Origin of the sequence: Acinetobacter pecorum (genome assembly GCF_014837015.1) — a bacterium.
Classification (GTDB): Bacteria; Pseudomonadota; Gammaproteobacteria; order Pseudomonadales; family Moraxellaceae; genus Acinetobacter; species Acinetobacter pecorum.
In genome coordinates, this window is record NZ_JACSPT010000005.1 from 96,753 (window position 1) to 116,775 (window position 20,023).

Genomic DNA, 20,023 nt, shown 5'->3' on the forward strand with positions numbered 1-20,023 from the left:
AATTCATCACTTTTTTGGTGAGCATAGTATACTGCATCTGTCTTATTCACTCATCTTTTCAGTTAATTTACCGCACCATGAATAAAACTTTTACCTCTTGTTTTTCTCTTAAGTCATTGTCTGTGCTCGCACTTTCTTTAAGTCTTGCTGGCTGTGGCAACGGTTCATGGTGGTCAAAAGATGATGAACCAACACTTGAAGTTGAACATATTCGTAAAGCTATTCCAAGCCGTGTCAATCAACGTGAATCTTGGGCACAAGATATTTACGATATTACTGAACAGCTTGGCATTCCTCAGACCAAGGAAAATGTCTGCACCATTGTGGCAGTAGTTGATCAGGAATCTAACTTTGTTGCAGATCCTACTGTTCCGGGTTTGGGTGAAAAAGCGGTTAAAGAAGTTCAAGGCCGTCTTGATGAAAAATTCAAAGACAAACTTGGTGAGGCAATTGGTGGAACAGTTGCTGGATATTTTCAGGAAGTTCTTAAAAATCATCCAAGCCCTGAAGACAATTTCCTGAGTCAGATGCGCCGGGTCAAAACTGAACGGGAACTGGATGAGCTATATCGTGAAATATTTGACTATATGTCGAAGCATTATCATGTCAGCGCACTCACTGGTGCTGCCAAACTGGTCGGGCAGAATATTGCTGAGAAAATGAATCCGATTACCACCTTGGGTTCAATGCAAGTGCATATCAGCTATGCCAAAGAGCATAAACGTCAAGGTGGCAATATTGCAGAACTGCGTACCGATCTCTATAGTCAATATGGGGGATTGTATTATGGGATTCATCGCCTGATGATGTATCCGGCAGATTATGACAAGCCGATTTACCGTTTTGCGGACTATAATTCCGGTATGTATTCCAGTCGAAATGCAGCTTTTCAGAGCATGTTAAATGATTTAACTGAAGCCGAACTCGATCTGGATGGCGATTTATTGCTATATACTAAAGATGGAGCAATCCGCTCACAAAAGAGCCAGTCCGAGCGCGAGCTGATCAGTGTTTTTGCCAAAAATAATTTTATTATTACTGAACGTCAAATCCGTGCCGATTTAAAAAAGGAAAAAGAGAAAGATTTTGAAGCTACCATGACTTATCGTGGCGTTAGCAAGCTCTATCAGGAAAAGACGGGTAAAGATCCAATCTATGCCATTATGCCGGAAGTGGTCATTTCCGGACCAAAATTAAGTCGTGATTATAATACTAACTGGTTTGCTACCCGCGTCGATGGTCGATATCAAACATGCATGCGCAAAATCAAGAATCTAAAACTCTAGCCTTATTTGATTTTGATGGAACCCTGTATCTGCATGATAGCTTTACCGGGTTCATTTTCCATGCCTTAAGAAAACGGCATATTGTGAAACGCGGCATGCAAATTTTGCCATGGATTCAGGCCTATTATTTAAATTTCTATCCGGCACATCGCATGCGACCCAAATTGTATGCCAGCATGTTTAAAAACAGTGATGCAGGGGAAATTCTGCAATTAGCTCAGGATTATGCGCAACAACTAATATTCAAGTTAAATCCGAAATTATTAAAGCAACTTAAACAGCATCAACAATTAGGACATGAAGTCGTGCTGGTATCCGCCTCATTAGATTTGTATCTTAAACCGGTGTGCAGTTATTTAAATATCGATTTAATCTGTAGCGAAGTTGAAATCAAAGCCGGGAAATTGACAGGGTTTTATCAAACTCCTGACTGTAGTAATACACAAAAGAAAATTAGAATTCTAGAAAAATATAATCTGGATAATTATGCTGAAATTTATGCTTATGGGAATAGCAAGGAAGATATAGAAATGCTCAGTCTGGCGCAGCAAAGCTATTTTGAGGGTCAAGATCAACAGCTTCCAAAAATTAATATTTCAGCTCATTCGATGCCATATTAGTCTTTCCATTCTATAGGGTTAACCAACTAAACGCCTTTAGACAACGCTATAAATGGCATATTAACTTTTTACTTTATGCCTTGAAATCATCTTAAATAGCTTTGCAATTAGGACTTTGACTTCCTGAAGTATTCACCTCCTAAATAAAAAACCACTTCATTTGAAGTGGTTTTTTAGCTTTAAGAAAAATTATTTCTTAAACGGAAATGCATATTTCACAATACGTTTGATCACACTGCCGTACTGTTTTACCAAGCTGGCATTGTTATAGTTCAAACCATATTTTTCACAAACAGCCTGAACTTTCGGTGCCATTTGGCGATAGCGACGTGCAGGCACATCAGGATACAGATGATGTTCAATCTGATGACTTAAATGGCCGGTTAAAATATGGAAAGCCTCAGAACCGGTCAGGTTGGATGAACCACGAATCTGGCGCATATACCAATGACCACGACTTTCATTTTGCAGTACTGATTTCGGGAATACTTCTACATCTTTGGTAAAGTGGCCACAGAAAATAATACTAAAGGTCCAGATATTACGCAGACCATTGGCCACCATATTGCCGGTTAAAACCGGTAAAGCCGCAGGACCCGCGATGAGTGGGAAGAATACATAATCTTTAAACAACTGCTTACCGATTTTATTCTGCATTGGACGCCATTCTTCTTTGGTCTGCTCTTTGCTTTTACGGCCTTTGAAGTATTTACCCAATTCAAGATTCTGAATTGCAACGCCCCACTGGAACAATAAACAGAATGGCACTGCATAAATCGGTTGCAATAAATAGCCCGGTTTCCAGCGCTGTTCGGGGAACAGGCGTAATAGGCCATAACCGATATCATCATCCATACCCTTAATATTGGTATAGGTATGATGCTTAAAGTTATGGGTTTGACGCCAGTTGTCTGAAGTCCCTACGATATCCCATTCATAGGTCTGACCATTGAGTTTAGGATCATTCATCCAGTCATACTGACCATGCATGACATTATGACCCAGTTCCATATTTTCCATAATTTTGGCAAAGCCCAAGAGACCTGTACCCAATAGCCATGCTGGCGGGAACCAGCCTGCAAATAACAAGGCGCGACCGGCAATCGACGAATAACGAATAGTTGAATAGACACGGCGAATATATTTGGCGTCTTTTTCACCCAGGTCATCTAGCACTTCTTGCTTAATCGCATCGAGTTCACGTGCAAGTTCATCAAGTTCAAACTGGGTTAATTCACGGTTTTTAGGATTTTTAAAATACTGTAATTTTACTGGCATATTCATAGGATAAAACTCGCTTATAAGTCGATGACAAGGTCAGTCTGCGCTGAGTTAATACAAATTTTGAGCAGGTTGCCGGGCTCGGTATTTTGCGAACCGTTGACCAGATTCTTGGTCGAACCCTCTACTTTATTGCAGGCACATTTATTACAAATGCCCATACGACAACCATGGGTCGGTTTAATATTTTGCTGTTCCAGGCTCACCAGAATGGACTGGCCTTTTGGAATGCTGACCGTTTTTTTCGACTGGGTCAGGGTAATATTAATAAAGCCGGTATCCGATAGATCCGCCAAACTCATGCTGAAGGCTTCACCTTTAAACTGTTTTGCCTGAGTAAAAAGCTGTTCTGCTTTAGATACAAAACCTGAAGGACCACAGCAATATACAATGCTATTTTCCAGATTTTGCAGATCGGTCAGATAGGTTTCATCCAGACGCGCAGCAGCTGGCTGTTCTTGAGTGGCATACACATGAAATGAGAAATTTGCATGTTTCTGAGCAAGTTCTTCAAACCGTACTTTAAATGCGGCATCTTGATCTTTTTTAACCCAGTACCAGAGAGTGACCGGTGCAGATAGTTCACCTTTTTTGCTCAAGCTTTCCAGCATACTGAGCATTGGAGTAATACCACTCCCTGCAGCAAGTAAGATCAATGGACTGGTCTGCGCAGGCAAGGTCATGTCACCATAAGGCTGACCAAATTCGATCACATCACCCACTTGTGCCTGTTCTGCCAACCAGGTACTGACTTTACCGGCATTGACTTTTTTCACGGTCAATAAAACATGTTGCGCATCTACACGGGTCAAACTATAGCTACGTTCATAACGGATGCCGTTTACCACCACATAGACCGGATGATGCTGCCCTGCTTCACCAAACTTAAATAAGCGATTCACCTGAATTTTCAGACTCAGCATATCCTGTGCTGCATTTTCTATATGCACGATCTTGCCTAATGGCTGATTCAACGACCACACAGGATTGAGTTTCTGAATCCAGAAATTAATTGCATGCTGATCGATTACACTATCAGACAGTGCATTCAATGGCATTTTAAGTTTTTGCAGTACATGCATTGTTTGTGACATCACCTTGGGTTTTTAATTATTATACACATGTATATATATTTGTATATACAATCGTATTGTTTCTAATCATTTCACAAGCTTGACTAGCTCGGTTATAATAAAATGTCATGCATGAACCTATCGATGAACGAGCCTTCAATGAAAATAAGCAGTGATGCATCTTTACTACAATCGAAAAGCATTGATGAGCCGATTATCGTACGGAGTGTCGGTCGCAAGGCTACCATTACCAAGGAAGAGCTGTTTCAGGCTGCCTTGAATCTGATTGGACCACAAAAAAGCATCGCTTCTTTAAGTTTACGTGAAGTAGCACGTGAAGCCGGTATTGCCCCAAACAGTTTCTATCGTCATTTTAAAGATATTGATGAACTGGCCATTGAGCTGATAGATCGTGCGGGGATTGTATTGCGTCAGATTTTGAATGAGGCACGGCTGCAAGCTTCCCGCCAGAACAGCATCATCCGTAGTTCTGTAGAAATTTTTATTGCCCAGCTCGATGCCGATGAAGGCAATCTAAGCCTGTTATTGCGTGAAGGTTATACCGGCTCCAAGTCTTATAAACAGGCGGTAGAGCGTCAATTGAATTATTTCCAGCAAGAACTGCAAGATGACCTGATCCGTCTGGAACGTCTGAATAATAAAAAGCTGCTACATGCTGACATTGCCGCCAAAGCGATTACACAGCTGGTGTTCAACATGGGTGCCAATGTGATTGATATACCCGCTGAAGACCGCAAAGAAATTGCCGAACAGACTATGATCATGATTCGGATGATTCTTGAAGGTGCACGCTATCTGGAAGACTCTCAGTTACGTTAATTCTTCATGGCGTAAAAGGATATAAAAGAGACGTAATCAATGTCTCTTTTTTTGTGCCGATCATAAAAGTGCAAGTTGGGCTTTGACTACCTTTGCAGTAGCTTCTGGATGCTCAAGCGGGAACATATGTCCACCTTCGACCACTGAATAATCAATCTGGTAAATCTTGTGCATCCCTTGTGGCAAACCCTGCTGATAAAACTGGCTCTGCTCGGCAGTAATCAGATGCATCGGCACTTCAGGCGCTCGGCGTGGCGTTCTCCACCACCATGCGGGTACAGTCCGGAAAATTTCAGCTTCTACCTGTTTGGGAATGGTTAACGTCACCCCACCGCGTTCAGATTCTGGCTGAATACCGCTCTCGATATAATCAGCAAAACACTGCTCATCGAAATTTTTAAACAGACGGTTAGATCGCAAAGCTTCAATCGCGACCTGTTTCGATGGCCAATGATCCTTGCGTTTTAGTGTAATTCCTGCGGGTGTATAACGATCGATACTTTTCAGATTCAGCTTTTTAATCAGTTCAAATATGGCGCTGTTTTTTCCAATCACAAACGGTGGATCCATGATGACCAGTTTGGAAAACAGTTCTGGACGTCGATACGCTGCCATCAGGGTTACCAGACCACCAAAGGAATGCCCTAGACCAATCACCTGTTGCTGAGAAAACTGCTGCTCGATATCTGCAATGACTTCATCGACCAGATAACGCCAGTCTCGCGTAATCGGATATTGCGGATTCATGCCGATAAATGGAATCGCTTTGACTTCATAGTCTTGCTGAAAATAATCCAGAAACTTCTTGTAAGTTGCCGCAGGGATACCATTGGCATGAGTAAAATGTAGGGCTTGCTTCATTATTTTTTAAACGCAGTGCGTATTCATCCTGAAATCGTAGGCCAAGCTTAATGCGCTGCGTATTAATTTGGCAGTACAAAAATGCTCAACGCATGACCTCAAAGTCACTTCTCGCTATCTCTAGAAAAATAACAGACTTATTTCTGCGATACAGTCAAATGCTGCATGGGTAGAAAAATCGCCCCGCAACTGGCCTTATCTCCTGCAATGACAACGGCTCGTCCTTGAACAGTAACAGACAATTCACTAGCGATCGCGCTAACGGTAGTTAGACATTTGGGACAATAATGCTTCATGCCATTTAAATGTACGGCAACACCATGAATCAAAAAAGAGGGTTCACATTCAGTCACCATGCCGCCATGACTGGTCTTTGTGCCCAGTGTAATCAGTGCTTTTGACATGCTTTTTAGTTCTTATTTAGTGGGCCAATTTTAAACAGGAGAAAAATAACAGGCCAGCATTCTCCGACAAAGAATAATAAAACTGGATTTTGCCCATAAAAAAAGCAGCCCGAAAGCTGCATTTTTTAATGATTTAAAGCTTAAGGCTTAACCACAACCATCACCTGAATGGCTTCAGGCGTTACAGATAGACCATCCAGTAAGCTTAAACCTTCTTTCTGCAATTTCTGTAAACGTGCAATTTCATCTTCACGGATACTTGGGTTGAACTGTTTCAGATAGGTCAGGCGATCAATTTCATATTGCCATTTATTGCCATACACTTCTTTGGCTTGCTGCTTGAAGCCCGGCAAAGCACTGCGTGCCAGTTCAAGTGCCTGCTGATAACGTGCTTCAATCACATCACGACGTGCTTTCACCACCTGACGGCAGCTATTGCCATCCAAATGATGTAGATAAGGCTTCAGGATTTCTGGTGCAATCTTCTGGGAGAGATCCTGACCTTTTTCACTGAGTAAGACACGGATTAACTGTTGCGGCAGGCTAGATGGCAAGTTCAATGCTTTCGGTGCAACCACATCGACCTTGAACCAGACTTCTAGCAATACCGAACCTTGTGGCAACGCCGCAGATTTTAGCACTGCAACATTGGTACTACCAAAGCCCTGAGTATTGATCATTTCCATCACGCTTTCAGTGAATGGATGTTCCAGTGTCAGATATTGCGCATCTTCACGGATTTGTGCCTGATCACGATAGAAGGTGGCTGTCATGCCCTCCTCGTCCAGAGTCAAACCTTGAACCTGCATCTGATCGGTTGGCTTGATGATCACGGTCCCATTGCTTTGTTCATCAAAGTCGATATTGGTCGATGCCATGAAGCGCTTCATGAACATTGGCAAAGTGGTATTATCATCATAATCTTCAAGCGCGTTGACAATTTCCTGTGCCACCACCGGACGGCATGAATTGTACTCCAGTAAACGGTCACGGCCTTGCTGCAATTCCGCTTCCAAAGCCTCACGTTGCACGCTGACTTCTTCCAGCAGGTCTTCAAATTCCTGACCTTTGTCAGCAAGCAGACAGTCTTTCAAGGCAACAATAAAGTTTTCTTGCAGAGTTTGCGCAGTTGGTGAAATATTGCTGAAAATATTCAAGGCTTCATTATACCAGCGGAACATACGCTCTTGCGCGGTACCCACCAGATAAGGCACATGAATCTGGATACGGTTTTCCTGGCCAATACGGTCCAGACGACCAATACGCTGTTCCAGCACATCCGGATTCGCGGGCAAGTCAAACAGAATCAGATCAGAAGCAAACTGGAAGTTACGCCCTTCTGAACCAATTTCCGAACACAGGAGAATCTGTGCGCCATACGAATCTTCAGCGAAATAAGCCGCCGCTTGGTCACGTTCCAGCAGACTCATGCCTTCATGGAACATCGCAGTACGAATACCTGCATGTAAACGCAACACATTTTCCAGCGCTTCAACCACTGGACCGCTTCGGGCAATCAGTAATACTTTCTTGTGTTTCAGGTCTGTACGCAGCTTTTCCATCAACCACATCACGCGTGGATCAGTTTCCATCCACGAGCCATCCAGCTGGGCTTCTTCAGGCCACATTTGCTCACGTAGTTTTCCGTCTTTTGACCAGTGTTCTGGTGCCGGCAATGGTGCGGGCTGACAGTCACGTCCCGGGAAGCCTTGAATTGCTTCACGCGTATTACGGAACAGAATACGGCCTGTTCCATGACGGTCTAAAAGCTCATGAATCGCACGGAAACGCTGCTCGGGAAGATCCTCAATCGGATGTCCTAATAAGGTCTCAATCGCAGCGAAATGCTCAGCTTCTAGCGGCATGTCTGACATTAACACTTCTGCAATTTTAGCCGTATGCTGATATTGCGCTTCTTCATCTAGGAAACGATCCAGCGAGTTAAAACGTTGCGGATCGAGCAAACGCAGGCGCGCAAAGTGACTTTCCACACCAAGCTGTTCAGGTGTCGCTGTCAATAACAATACACCCGGCGTATGTTCAGCCAGCTCTTCAACCAGATCATAACGGTCGTTGCCACCCTCTTCTTCACTCCACATCAAATGATGCGCTTCATCAACTACCAGCAAATCAAAACCGGCTTCAAGTGCCTGCTCACGAAGATCTTCATGGTCAACCATCAAATCGACAGAAGCAATAATCTTTTGTTCGGTCAGGAATGGATTCAGATCAGGATCATGTTCTTTGATCGAAGCAGTACGGGTCAAATCAAACAGCGAGAATTCAAGATTGAAACGACGGCGCATCTCAATCATCCACTGGTACTGCAGTGAATCTGGCACCAAGATCAGGATACGTTCAGACCGGCCTGTTTTAAGCTGCTGGTGGATAATCAGACCTGCCTCAATGGTTTTACCCAAGCCGACTTCATCGGCCAGCAATACACGGGGTGCAAAACGCTGACCGACTTCATGGGCAATATAGAGTTGGTGCGGAATCAGGCCGACACGCGAACCGACCAAACCACGCAGTGGACTGCTTTGCATATTGGCCTGCATCAGCAGCGCTTCAATACGCAGGTCATACCATTCTTTATAATCAATCTGACTGGCCAATAAACGATCTAAAGGCCTAGACAGCTGGATAGTCGCACCAAGACGGGTTTCATTCAGTGCCTTACGTTCTTCTGTGCCATCTTCAAGAGTGCGTACTACCTGATAACGCACCACGCCGTTACGGTCTTCTACTGATTCAACAGTCCAGGTAACACCTTCCTGATCCTGTAATTCATCATTCACATTAAATATGATACGAGATAAGGGGGCATTGCTGCGTGCATAGACGCGGGTTTCATCGCTTTTTGGGAATAAAATGCTGACCGACCGCTCATCAACATCAATAAGAACGCCTAAACCGAGTTCTGTTTCAGTATCTGATAACCAACGTTGACCAATAGCAAATTGCTGCAATTTTTCCACCTTTATCTTAAGTACAAGATTATGAATATTAGGCTCAATCACGGAACGTCATTGGAGCAAAATTCCACACCTTCAAGCAATGTATTTTGACATAAAGCTCACTAAAAAGTGAGCATAATTCACGTCGAATAAATAAGTATTTCCTAGAATGGCGCCGGACAATAAAATTCGACCAGCTGCTCTGTTTGAGGATGATAAAAACTCAAACGTTCAGCATGTAAACATAGACGTGAGCTAAGCTGTTGATGTTCAGGTGATGCATATAAAGTATCGCCAATAATCGGATGTCCGAGATATTGCATATGCACACGTAACTGATGCGAACGACCGGTAACTGGCGTCAGTTTCACCCGGGTCACGGGTTGCCCCTGAATTTCAAAATGTTCAACTGCCTGCCAATGTGTGATGGCCGGTTTATGATGTGCGGGATCTGCGATATGTAAAGGCGGACGGCTTGGATCATACACCACGGGCACCTCAACAGTTCCTTCGCCTGCTAATGTACCTGCCACGACTGCCTGATAGGTTTTATCGGTCTGGCGTTCCTGAAACTGGCGGGAAATGGTTTTTTGTCCCCACTTGCTCAGACCGAAGATTAAAATGCCGGAAGTGTCGCGGTCTAGCCGATGGATCAGTAAAGTTTTAGGTTCTAGTTTGATCAGACGATTGATCAGGCAATCTTGTAAATCTTCTGTTTTACCGGGAACTGTGAGTAAACCTGCAGGTTTGTGGATGACCATGAAATCGTCATCACGATATATCAGATGTTCGGTTAGAAAATTACTCAAAGTTCAATCCCAGGCTGATCGCGAAAAACAAGGCGGCAATGATAGAAAGCTTAGCCAATAATTACAATGCGCATTTGTGTAAATGGTGATGAAATTTCCGATTTAGCGCATAAAAATGCTCAATCACAGTCCATCAAGCGGAGGATTGTAGAATGAAGCCTACCAACGCATGCAAAGATGGATACTGCATTACATCTTCATAACGGATATTTGCACCATTGGCACGCCATACACCAACCAGACTGACCACTGCAACCGAATCCAGCCCATACTGTCTGAGGTCGACATAGGGATCAATATCCAATGCATCCATATCCAACTGTTCAGCCACTGCTAGCATGATGCCTTTGCTGGACAATACATATTCTGACGGCGCACTCAAGTTCCATAATCGCGTCAGGCTATAGCTGTTCATATGATGCAAGCCTTGTGCCGAGATATTCTCGATCCACTGGATATGCTGCTCCTGACTGGACATCAAAATGGCATCATCGATAATACATATTTGCTCAGTCACGCTTTGCAGATGCGGTAATATCTGTTTCAGCATCGGTGTCACTTGCCCGGCAAAAATCAGCTGCGAATGAGTTGAGGCATATGCGCCGAGTTGCTGCATGCCCTGTATCAGATCATCGCCATAGAAATCAACAACAGGAATGTCCAGTGCTTTGGCTTTATTGCTGGTCTGGATCAGGTTGGCCATAAGATCGCTACTCTCTATGCCTGACATCATCCTTATATTTTGTAGTCCCACCAGTACCAGCACCGATTGTGTCGATGATAGCTGCCATTTGGCTTGAGATGGCGCAAGTTGGATTTTTTTGGGCATTGGGTATAGCATGAGAGAACTTCTATTTAGCTTCGTACAACATTGCTGTATGCTAGCCTAAATTATATAAATTAATAAATTTCTGATTAACACTATAAGATCAAAAATATTCTAAAAACGCTAGCCACATAAAAAAACCGTCAATTACCGACATATAGTAAATCTTAAAGCCTATGGATATTTTACTTCACTATATTGATTTAGCTGGAACTTTTGTTTTTGCCTTAAGTGGAGCAATGCTAGGTATACAAAAAAAATATGATATTTTTGGGATATTCTCTTTAACTGCTATTACTGCAATTGGTGGTGGCGTTCTTCGAGATTTATGCCTTTCTGCCACCCCTCCCTCAGGTCTCATTAATGAAGAATATTTTATTGCAATATTTCTGGCATTCCTACTCAGTATCTTATTTCAAAATATAGTTTATTCTTTAGATAAAGCGTCTTTATTATTTGATGCCTTGGGATTGGGATTTTTTGCAGCCTCTGGGGCAAATAAGACTTATGCTCATACCGGTAGCGTACAACTTTCGATTATCATGGGCTGCATAAGTGCGGTGGGTGGAGGATGCCTGCGGGATATTTTATGCAGACGTACACCGATTATATTTACGAAAGAAATCTATGCAAGTGCTGCAATGATAGGTGCTGCAATTGAAGTTTTAGGTTCAAGTGGTGTTATTTCATCTGCTTATAGTATTTGGATTGCTATAATTACCTGCACTTTAATCCGTTTATTTTCATTGTATTACGGTTTAAATTTACCAACAATAAAGTTAAAGCCAAAATAGTTTCTAGAAATTCTGAAGTGCACTCTCCTGATTTTTATTACAGGTGAGTTATTTAAGTTAAACAATCTACCCTAACCCGCATACTGCTTAAGCCGATAAGTCGCTTACTCGAATAACCGGCTGGTTTTGATGGCATTTTTGGCAAGCACACAGGCAGAAAGCATAGACTGTGTGGTAATAATCTCATGGTTATTAGTATTCCCTTTTTTTAAATTAATTTCGCATAAAATTTTTTTCTATTAAATGAAAATAGAGTTTTGTAGATATGTAAAAGTAGATGATTATTTACCCTTAAATACCTACTATGTTAAAGGAAGTCAAAAACTAGAAAATATTGGGTATGAAATATAAGAATTATAGCGATCATTTTTGTTAATTACTCAATTCGCAAATTTAGTTTTTTCATATGTGCTGCTTATTAGTTGAGATTTTATTAATTATGAATAATTCAATACATCCAACAGCCATTATTTCAGAGAAAGCTATTTTGGGTAAGAACATTACGATAGGTGCCAATACTATAATTTATGACAATGTTGAAATTGGTGATGATTCTTTTATCGGTGCCTTTTGTGAGTTAGGAGTGAATAATCACTTATCAGAAGGTCAAAAATTAGTCTTAGGTAAAAATTCACACATTAGATCCCATAGTATATTTTATGAAGGGTCTGAATTTGGTGATGGACTCATAACAGGTCACAGAGTAACTGTCAGAGAAAAAGTTTTAGCTGGTAAGAACCTGCAAATAGGAACTTTGTGTGATTTACAGGGACATTGTGAAATCGGTGATTATGTCCGTTTTCATAGCAATGTGCATATTGGACAACATAGTAAAATTGGAAATTTTGTCTGGATCTTCCCCTACGTGGTTTTAACAAATGATCCCTACCCACCAAGTGAGATACAGATGGGAGTAACTGTTGAAGACTTTGTCTCTATATGCACGATGAGTGTTATTTTACCAGGCGCCATAATATCTGAAGGTTGCTTAATAGGTGCTCACAGTTGTGTAAAAGGTATCACTGAAAAAGATTCAATTTATGTTGGCAGTCCAGCGAAGAATCTGGGTTCAACATCACGTATAAAACTAGAAGATGGATCGACAGCTTATCCATGGAGACATCATTTTAAACGAGGTTATCCGGAAGAAGTGACTAAGGATTGGTAAAATAATAAAAGGTTCTTTATTTGAATACTTTTATCCTGACTGGAATTAAATGATTATTTAATAATCTATTTTAAAATTTTCTAAAAAACATCATACAAGAAATACAAAACTCTATATTTTATCCGATTCAAATCAATCTCTTAATTTATATTAAAAAGCCCAAGCCTACCGACTTAGGTTTTTTAATAATTTTTTGCATTCCATTCTTATCTATATACCAATCAAAATTAATTTATTTCGTTTAACTGGTAAAGGTTTATTAAAAATTAGGCAAACTTCGCCAAAAACCTCTCAATCGCTACCTGCGCAATTTCTGCATCCTGAAACGACTTTACACCTGACACGCCCATCGCACCCACCAACTGCCCTTGGTACAGAATTGGCTCACCGCCTTCTAGCATCCCCGAGAAAGTCTCCATGGTCAGAAAACCCATCTGTCCGCCTTTGATAATATCTTCAAATAGCTTGGATGGACAGCGACTCATGGCAGAGCATCTGGCTTTTTCAATCGCCAGATTTGCAGTCATTGGTGCTGCGCCATCCATGCGCTTCATCACCAGCAAATTACCGGTTTCATCCACTACAGTAATGCTGACATTAAAGCTATTCTGCATCGCATATTGGTGCGCTGCATCTAATAAAAATTCCGCATCACTTAAAGTCAAATAATGTTTGGTTTTCATGGATCTATCTAATCCTTTAATTTATCAATTTCAAATCTTATGATGTCTAATCCAAAGAATGAAATAAGCCCGATCACTCGGGCTTATATTCCCTCTCCTTTAAGAAGAGGGTCAGGGAGAGGTCGAATTATCCTTTCATCTCAGTAAAAGTTTCTTTGGCAGCTTGAATGGTGTAAGCGATATCTTCATCAGAATGTGCTGCTGACATAAAGCCGGCTTCAAAAGCAGATGGCGCAAGGTTTACACCACGATCGAGCATACCATGGAAGAATTTACGGAAAGCATCGACATCACATTTCAACATCGAATCAAAGCTGGTGATGTCTTCCTGGTCGGTAAAGTACAGACCAAACATGCCACCAACCTGTTGTGTCTTGAATGGAATGCCTGCCTCATCCGCAGCAGCTTGCAAACCAACCAGCAGCTTCTCAAGTTGAGCAGACAGTTTCTCGTAGAAACCTGGTTCACGCAGATGTTTAAACATCTCAATCCCGGCACGCATCGCCAGCGGATTACCCGACAACGTACCTGCTTGGTATACTTTACCCAGTGGTGCAATACATTCCATCACTTCACGCTTGCCACCGAAAGCGCCCACTGGCAGACCTGCACCAATAATTTTACCCAGTGTGGTTAAATCCGGAGTCACGCCATAATGAGCCTGTGCGCCACCCAGCCCAACACGAAAACCTGTCATCACTTCATCAATAATAAACACTGAACCATGCTCATCACAGACATCCCGAATCGCTTGCAGGAAACCGTCAATCGGTTTCACCAGGTTCATGTTGCCCGCCACAGGCTCAACAATCACGCCGGCAATTTCAGAGCCAAACTTGGCAAAGCATTCTTTTAAAGTGGCGATGTCATTATATGGAAGGGTTAAGGTGTGTTTGGCAAAATCCGCTGGAACACCTGCAGACGTCGCTTCCCCTTCTCCACTGGTCAACAAGCCTGAACCGGCTTTTACCAATAATGAATCGGAGTGACCGTGATAACAGCCTTCAAATTTTACAATCTTGTCACGGCCAGTATAGCCACGTGCCAGACGGATCGCGGTCATGGTCGCTTCTGTACCTGAGTTGGTCATACGAACCAGCTCAATCGATGGCATGATCTCGCAGATAATGTCTGCCAGTGTGGTTTCATGAACTGTGGGCGCACCAAAACTCAAACCGTCTACTGCAGCATCCTGAACCGCTTTAATAATCGCCGGATGCGCATGGCCCAAAATCATCGGCCCCCATGAACCTACATAGTCCACATAACGCTTACCATCTACATCATAGAGATATGCACCTTGGGCTTTTTCGATAAAGACCGGTGTACCACCGACTCCATTAAATGCACGTACAGGTGAATTGACGCCACCCGGGATGTGTTTATTGGCTTGTTTGAACAGTTGTTCTTGCTTTGGAGATAAGCTCATGAAGGCACTCGACTCAAAATTAAATCAATCAAAAAATTTTATGCTGTAGCTTGAAAAAGCGCAGACCATTCATCTAAACGTTCAGGAATGGCATTCATAGGTAGTCCCAATATATCACTAATCACCGCGCAATAATCCGCACCTGACTCAATGACTTCTTTAGAATTTTCAACCGTTAAACCGCCGATGGCACATAAAGGTACATTTAATTTCTCTTTGGCCAGTTTTAAGGTTTCCAGACCAATATTACCGGCTTCTGGCTTACTGTCAGTAGCATAGATTGCGCCGAATGCCACATAATTTGCACCATCAGCAATGGCCTGTTCAGCCAGCTCAAGTGAGTTATTACAACTACGGCCAATCAACACGCCTTTAGGCAAACGTGCTACAGCATCGACAATAGAACCATCATCCTGGCCCAAATGCACACCCACGCCGTATTTAACCGCCATTTCAAGATCATCATTAATCACGAAAGGTACACCATATTCAGCACACATGGCTTTCATATACTCGATTTCGTAAATTTGATCTTCTTTCGCCACTTTTTTACGACGATATTGCAAGACCGCAACACCACCATTGGCCATGGCACCTTCTAACTTTGCCAACAAAAGCTCTAAGGGATCATCATTGGTAATTAAATATAAACCGCGCATCTTGCTCGCCACTTGCTAGGATGGCTCTATTATAGGCATAACTGGGTTTGATTTCCGCAGTCCTGCTATTTTCGAGCCTGAACAGCTACAAATTTGCAGGTATTTAGAACACTTGATCCGTTAAATTTCAAATGTCCCTATATCTTGAGAGGTAGCCCGATCGGCAGAAAGTAACTTAAATAAGCTTAGAAATAAAAAATAATTATTTGTGTTGCTCACATTCGCTCTCTTGGATTTTTAAGTATTCTTTTATAAAGAAGAGATGTTTCAAAGCCAGATGGGTTCTTTTACTTTCGGTTCAAATCCGCACGTTTTCGTCTACAACCACTTAGTCAAAATTTGAATTAAATATTTGAAATTTAATTATTATTAAAGAAATATAAAAAAAGCCTGGAGAAGGTCGCTCCAGGCTTGGAAAACTGATGTATTCATTAAAATATAACGTTTGATCAAAAAGCTGGATCAGCAATAACACAATTATTAGAATAATAAATCTAGACTTGCAAGTCTTTTATCGAAATTTCATGCTTTAAACGCACACATTCCGATGAACGTATTTTTCGCTCAACTGGAAATCTTATCGTGTTTTTGGTCAAGCAGACTGATATTGCCACGTAGAACATCTGCAAACATCCTCCAGTCCGAGATAAAACTATATAGCGGTTGTTTAAAACTGGCCGGTTTATTGCGCTCAAAAATAAAATGACCAACCCAGGCACAGGCATAACCAGACAGCAGCCCATAGGCAAAATATCTAGGCTTGCCTTGGCGAATGGCTTTGGCAAAACAGTATAGTCCAATGCTACTGCCTGCTACATGCAGACGGCGGCTGACAATATGTCGATGCTCGGTCAAATAGAAGCGATAAAATTCATGATAATTTTTAATCGGCATCTGTGGCTGAACCGCGACCACATTATTTTTTTCTGGTTGTACTTGTACATTCATTGCTCATCATCCTGACGTTTTTGTTTTACCTTAGCGTATATTTTAGCCAAATAACAGTTTTTTAAATCTGTACTTCTCTGCTTTTCGAATGTCCTCGGGACACCCTGATCACTATCATTTGAGGCCCATACGAACCAATAAAAATGAATCTTAAAACTTCTGTTCAAAATTTTTATATTCAGGTCAAGTCTTACATGTATTTTGATTTTGGTTACAATCTGCTACGCGCACATCAAAACTATAAGTACGTCTGCTGTCCGCCTTTTCATAACCTTATTCAAGTGAAGATTCAGTGCTTGCTTATACTGAACAGATAGGATGATTCTCATGGTTGAAGTTGAACTCAAGTTCCAGATTCCTGCGGCACGACGTACTGCGCTGCTTAAGGCACTTGATCCGAAAAAGTCTCAACAGATCCAGCTTCAAGCGAAATATTATGATACTGCCGACCGCCAACTTGCCCGGCACGGAGTAGCACTGCGTCAACGTCTGGAAGGCACATGTTGGGTGCAAACGCTGAAAGCGGCCGGCAAAAGCCATATCGAGCGTTTTGAACATAATCATAACTTAGGAGAACTCGCTACACCTCCAGAATTGAATCTAGATATTTACAATGAATATCCCGAAGCTTGGGCAATTCTCAGCAATGCGCTCGGCAATCAGTTTGACCAGCTACAACTCCAGTTCGAAACTGACATTTCCCGTACTTTAAGGGTGATTGAATATGAAGACACGCAGGTTGAAGTTAGTCTGGATATTGGACAGATTCGCACACAGCATGCCGAGCAACAGGTACATGAAGTCGAGTTCGAGCTAAAGAATGGTTCCATTCAGCATCTGCTGGCTTTTAGTTTTGAATGGGTCAAGAAATACCAGCTCTGGCTCGATGTCCGCAGCAAGGCCGAAATAGGTAATTTATTGGCCGCTTCACAGCGGGTTAGTCCTGCGACTCTCAGCAAAGAATTCCAGATCAGTAAAAAAGACAGTGCCAGTAAAACCATGTGCAGTCTGATTGCACAGCAGATGCAGCATTTATTACCAAATATTGCGGCAATCGCGGATCAGATTGCAGAGCAGGAACATATTGATCAGGCACAACTGGCACTGGATCAGCTGCATCTGACCCTGCTGCTGTTCAAAGACTGGCATCCACAGCTTTCCGACAAATGGGCGCATCAGCTGGCGGCTTTTAAGCAGCAATTTGAGCACCTGCAACATTTACAGCATATGCAAAATAGCCTGGCGGGCTTCCTGCAAAATCCCACTACCACAGAAAACCTGGCTAAAGATATTCTGTATGCTCAGGAGAAACTCGCCAATCTGGTCAAGTCCACCCAGAATGTGCATCATTATCTGGAATTGCTGATGTTCAGTTTAAGTGAAAATGAGCATGCCTCACCGGACTTAAAAACTGCGGCACAAACCACCTTGCAACAGCAATATAAAGCCCTACAAGAACAAATGAACCAGACGAACATCACGGATTTTGATAGTCTAGATCAATTGGCCACCCGGATTCAGGAGCTTAAATTCAGCTTTCCGATTTTAACCACAATCTATGATGTCAAAAATTTGCAAAAATACAGCAAAGCACTGAATGATGCACAACTGGCAGCCGATGAATATCAAACCTTGGCATCTTCGGCGGTCTATATACAGCAAACTGAGCTGGAAGCGAGTGACTGGTTTGTTCTGGGATGGTTGACTGCCAAACAGGAGGTTTATGCCCAGAAACTGCTTGAAGCGACCGAACAGTTCCTGGTGAGCCGTAAATTTTTAAAATAATTATATTGAAATAAATTTCACAAGAAATAGCTTAAGCACACCTTCTGTAGTGTGCTTTTTTTGTTGCAGAAGCACATCACAACCTTGCTAATCTTTGGGCTATATTAATCTGTAAACCCAACATCGCGGAGGAATAACCCGATGGCAGAAATAGAACTCAAATTCCAGATCCCACCCCAGTCCCGGGTACAATTTGAGCAGGACATTCAGAAACTTCAGCCGACTCGGCATCGCTTGTGTGCAAGATACTTTGACACTGAAGCACAGCAATTACAACAACATCAGATTGCACTCCGACAACGTCTGGAAGACCAGCAATGGATTCAGACACTGAAAGCAGCGACTGAGCATCACTTTGAACGTTTTGAACTTGAACATGAGTTAAAAAGCCCTCCTGAACATTGTGACTTTCAGTTATACCGCAAACATAAACCGGCCAAAAAAATACTGAAACAGGCGCTTGGTGATTTGGAGACGCCCCTCATTCTGCAATTTGAAACAGATGTCGCGCGATATGTACTCACAGAAAGCCATCTGGACAGCCAGATTGAGATTGCTTTTGATGTCGGTGAAATTCGCCACAATAATCAAACCATTGATATTTATGAGGTTGAATTTGAACTTAAATCCGGTCAATTGATTGAGTTAATTGATTTCATTCAGCCTTGGGTACAACGTTATGCTTTATGGCTAGATACCCGGAGCAAATCGGAACGCGGCTATACCTTGTTACAGGAGGAAGATAATCTTCCGGTTCAGTATCAGCTTCCCTTAGTGCTTGAACAGAAAGACCAGGTCAGCACGATTTTGCAAAAGATTGTTGCCAATTGCCTGGCTCATCTTTTCCCCAATGCTACTGCAATTGCAGCCGAAACTTATAATAGTGATCATGTGCATCAGGCACGTGTCGCGATTCGGCGTTTGCGCAGCGCATTTAAAATTTTCCAGTCCGTGACCGAGCATGTGCAGCCTGAATGGCAGGAACAGCTGCGGGATATTTTCCAGCAGCTCGGTTCTACCCGAGATCGGGATGCTCTGGCAGAAAGCCTGATTCCACAACTGGAAAAAGCAGGTTCCCCCCTATTGAAATTGCCGCCACACTCACAAAAACCGCCTGATATTAGTGCGTTGTTCAGAAATCCTGCTACCGTAACATTAATGCTGCAACTGCTCTGTTTTAGCCAGGAGGAAATGCAGGACAAGACCCGATCTTCTCATAAGATATTACGTAAAGGTCTGAGCAAGCTGCATCAGCAAATTTGTGAGGATGCCAAGAACTATCAGGAACTGGATATTGAATCCCGGCATCGGACACGCAAACGGGTCAAGCGCTTACGCTATAACGTAGAATTCCTGCAAAGCTTATTTCCCGAAAAAGAGGTGAAAGCTTATTTGAAAGCTTTAAAACCCTTGCAGGAAAGCCTCGGGCATTATAATGACCTATTTGTGGCCCAAGAGCTATTCAGACCTTACGTCAAACAACAGGGCAAGGCCTGGTTTGTGCTGGGCTGGATAAGCGCGGAGCAACAGCGTTTGTCGAGCGAAGCAGCAGAACGTTTACAGCAGTTTGCCGAAAATACCAAGCCCTTCTGGTAAGACG

The 20,023-nt window shown here is 42.5% G+C and carries 18 protein-coding genes; 7 read left to right on the top strand and 11 right to left on the bottom strand.

The window, feature by feature from the left end:
- The first annotated feature begins 77 nt into the window (after positions 1–77).
- Both H9629_RS05525 and H9629_RS05530 read left to right on the top strand, forming a co-directional pair.
- Positions 78–1,286 (top strand): DUF1615 family protein, encoded by a 1,209-nt coding sequence (locus tag H9629_RS05525; RefSeq protein WP_191730674.1) that lies wholly within the window; start codon positions 78–80, stop codon positions 1,284–1,286.
- Positions 1,253–1,906, top strand: coding sequence for an HAD-IB family hydrolase (locus H9629_RS05530; RefSeq protein ID WP_144723921.1), 654 nt, complete (start codon positions 1,253–1,255; stop codon positions 1,904–1,906). Before H9629_RS05525 ends, H9629_RS05530 begins: the two co-directional genes overlap by 34 nt.
- A gap of 189 nt (positions 1,907–2,095) precedes the next feature.
- Here H9629_RS05530 and H9629_RS05535 read toward each other — a convergent pair whose 3' ends face one another.
- Both H9629_RS05535 and H9629_RS05540 read right to left on the bottom strand, forming a co-directional pair.
- Positions 2,096–3,190: a fatty acid desaturase family protein gene (locus H9629_RS05535; protein WP_004279989.1), complete on the bottom strand. Its 1,095-nt coding sequence runs from the start codon at positions 3,188–3,190 to the stop codon at positions 2,096–2,098.
- A gap of 14 nt (positions 3,191–3,204) precedes the next feature.
- Entirely contained in the window at positions 3,205–4,269 is a 1,065-nt protein-coding gene (locus H9629_RS05540; protein WP_191730708.1) for a flavin reductase family protein, read from the bottom strand.
- A 150-nt stretch (positions 4,270–4,419) separates the two neighbouring features.
- On the opposite strand from H9629_RS05540, the gene fabR reads away from it, so the two are divergent.
- Positions 4,420–5,100, top strand: a complete 681-nt coding sequence (fabR, locus tag H9629_RS05545; protein WP_064101964.1) for an HTH-type transcriptional repressor FabR — start codon at positions 4,420–4,422, stop codon at positions 5,098–5,100.
- Between the two features lie 60 nt (positions 5,101–5,160).
- Here the strand turns inward: fabR and H9629_RS05550 are convergent, their stop codons facing one another.
- The 5 genes from H9629_RS05550 to H9629_RS05570 form a co-directional block, all read right to left on the bottom strand.
- Complete coding sequence (locus H9629_RS05550) at positions 5,161–5,961, bottom strand: alpha/beta fold hydrolase (protein ID WP_144723919.1); 801 nt, start codon at positions 5,959–5,961, stop codon at positions 5,161–5,163.
- Positions 5,962–6,098: 137 nt separating this feature from the next.
- Positions 6,099–6,365, bottom strand: coding sequence for a PAAR domain-containing protein (locus tag H9629_RS05555; protein WP_064101962.1), 267 nt, complete (start codon positions 6,363–6,365; stop codon positions 6,099–6,101).
- Between the two features lie 140 nt (positions 6,366–6,505).
- Positions 6,506–9,343 (bottom strand): RNA polymerase-associated protein RapA, encoded by a 2,838-nt coding sequence (gene rapA / locus H9629_RS05560; protein WP_064102160.1) that lies wholly within the window; start codon positions 9,341–9,343, stop codon positions 6,506–6,508.
- Between the two features lie 143 nt (positions 9,344–9,486).
- Entirely contained in the window at positions 9,487–10,131 is a 645-nt protein-coding gene (locus tag H9629_RS05565) for an RluA family pseudouridine synthase (RefSeq protein WP_225215733.1), read from the bottom strand.
- A 133-nt stretch (positions 10,132–10,264) separates the two neighbouring features.
- Positions 10,265–10,972 (bottom strand): phosphopantetheine-binding protein, encoded by a 708-nt coding sequence (locus H9629_RS05570; RefSeq protein WP_191730675.1) that lies wholly within the window; start codon positions 10,970–10,972, stop codon positions 10,265–10,267.
- A 161-nt stretch (positions 10,973–11,133) separates the two neighbouring features.
- Here H9629_RS05570 and H9629_RS05575 point away from each other — a divergent pair, with 161 nt between their 5' ends.
- Both H9629_RS05575 and H9629_RS05580 read left to right on the top strand, forming a co-directional pair.
- A complete protein-coding gene (locus tag H9629_RS05575; RefSeq protein WP_191730676.1) occupies positions 11,134–11,751 on the top strand; it encodes a trimeric intracellular cation channel family protein in 618 nt (205 codons plus the stop codon).
- Positions 11,752–12,190: 439 nt separating this feature from the next.
- The gene (locus tag H9629_RS05580; RefSeq protein WP_191730677.1) at positions 12,191–12,919 is read left to right on the top strand and encodes an N-acetyltransferase; all 729 of its coding nucleotides are present in this window, start codon (positions 12,191–12,193) and stop codon (positions 12,917–12,919) included.
- Positions 12,920–13,185: 266 nt separating this feature from the next.
- Here H9629_RS05580 and H9629_RS05585 read toward each other — a convergent pair whose 3' ends face one another.
- The 4 genes from H9629_RS05585 to H9629_RS05600 form a co-directional block, all read right to left on the bottom strand.
- Positions 13,186–13,602, bottom strand: a complete 417-nt coding sequence (locus H9629_RS05585; protein ID WP_064095885.1) for a GlcG/HbpS family heme-binding protein — start codon at positions 13,600–13,602, stop codon at positions 13,186–13,188.
- A 127-nt stretch (positions 13,603–13,729) separates the two neighbouring features.
- Positions 13,730–15,031: a glutamate-1-semialdehyde 2,1-aminomutase gene (hemL, locus tag H9629_RS05590; RefSeq protein ID WP_191730678.1), complete on the bottom strand. Its 1,302-nt coding sequence runs from the start codon at positions 15,029–15,031 to the stop codon at positions 13,730–13,732.
- A 38-nt stretch (positions 15,032–15,069) separates the two neighbouring features.
- Entirely contained in the window at positions 15,070–15,690 is a 621-nt protein-coding gene (thiE, locus tag H9629_RS05595; RefSeq protein ID WP_064095883.1) for a thiamine phosphate synthase, read from the bottom strand.
- Positions 15,691–16,254: 564 nt separating this feature from the next.
- The gene (locus tag H9629_RS05600) at positions 16,255–16,638 is read right to left on the bottom strand and encodes a DUF962 domain-containing protein (protein WP_064095882.1); all 384 of its coding nucleotides are present in this window, start codon (positions 16,636–16,638) and stop codon (positions 16,255–16,257) included.
- A gap of 327 nt (positions 16,639–16,965) precedes the next feature.
- On the opposite strand from H9629_RS05600, the gene H9629_RS05605 reads away from it, so the two are divergent.
- Together H9629_RS05605 and H9629_RS05610 are read left to right on the top strand one after the other, a co-directional pair.
- A complete protein-coding gene (locus tag H9629_RS05605; RefSeq protein WP_064095881.1) occupies positions 16,966–18,423 on the top strand; it encodes a CYTH domain-containing protein in 1,458 nt (485 codons plus the stop codon).
- 141 nt (positions 18,424–18,564) lie between these two features.
- Positions 18,565–20,019, top strand: coding sequence for a CYTH and CHAD domain-containing protein (locus H9629_RS05610; protein WP_191730679.1), 1,455 nt, complete (start codon positions 18,565–18,567; stop codon positions 20,017–20,019).
- Positions 20,020–20,023 lie beyond the last annotated feature (4 nt).

Excerpts from the sequence above, each read along its gene's own strand:
- H9629_RS05525 (WP_191730674.1), top strand. The coding sequence starts at position 78 with ATGAATAAAACTTTTACCTCTTGTTTTTCTCTTAAGTCATTGTCTGTG.
- H9629_RS05530 (WP_144723921.1), top strand. The coding sequence starts at position 1,253 with ATGCATGCGCAAAATCAAGAATCTAAAACTCTAGCCTTATTTGATTTT.
- H9629_RS05535 (WP_004279989.1), bottom strand. The coding sequence starts at position 3,190 with ATGAATATGCCAGTAAAATTACAGTATTTTAAAAATCCTAAAAACCGT.
- H9629_RS05540 (WP_191730708.1), bottom strand. The coding sequence starts at position 4,269 with ATGCATGTACTGCAAAAACTTAAAATGCCATTGAATGCACTGTCTGAT.
- fabR (WP_064101964.1), top strand. The coding sequence starts at position 4,420 with ATGAAAATAAGCAGTGATGCATCTTTACTACAATCGAAAAGCATTGAT.
- H9629_RS05550 (WP_144723919.1), bottom strand. The coding sequence starts at position 5,961 with ATGAAGCAAGCCCTACATTTTACTCATGCCAATGGTATCCCTGCGGCA.
- H9629_RS05555 (WP_064101962.1), bottom strand. The coding sequence starts at position 6,365 with ATGTCAAAAGCACTGATTACACTGGGCACAAAGACCAGTCATGGCGGC.
- H9629_RS05570 (WP_191730675.1), bottom strand. The coding sequence starts at position 10,972 with ATGCTATACCCAATGCCCAAAAAAATCCAACTTGCGCCATCTCAAGCC.
- H9629_RS05575 (WP_191730676.1), top strand. The coding sequence starts at position 11,134 with ATGGATATTTTACTTCACTATATTGATTTAGCTGGAACTTTTGTTTTT.
- H9629_RS05580 (WP_191730677.1), top strand. The coding sequence starts at position 12,191 with ATGAATAATTCAATACATCCAACAGCCATTATTTCAGAGAAAGCTATT.
- H9629_RS05585 (WP_064095885.1), bottom strand. The coding sequence starts at position 13,602 with ATGAAAACCAAACATTATTTGACTTTAAGTGATGCGGAATTTTTATTA.
- hemL (WP_191730678.1), bottom strand. The coding sequence starts at position 15,031 with ATGAGCTTATCTCCAAAGCAAGAACAACTGTTCAAACAAGCCAATAAA.
- thiE (WP_064095883.1), bottom strand. The coding sequence starts at position 15,690 with ATGCGCGGTTTATATTTAATTACCAATGATGATCCCTTAGAGCTTTTG.
- H9629_RS05600 (WP_064095882.1), bottom strand. The coding sequence starts at position 16,638 with ATGAATGTACAAGTACAACCAGAAAAAAATAATGTGGTCGCGGTTCAG.
- H9629_RS05605 (WP_064095881.1), top strand. The coding sequence starts at position 16,966 with ATGGTTGAAGTTGAACTCAAGTTCCAGATTCCTGCGGCACGACGTACT.
- H9629_RS05610 (WP_191730679.1), top strand. The coding sequence starts at position 18,565 with ATGGCAGAAATAGAACTCAAATTCCAGATCCCACCCCAGTCCCGGGTA.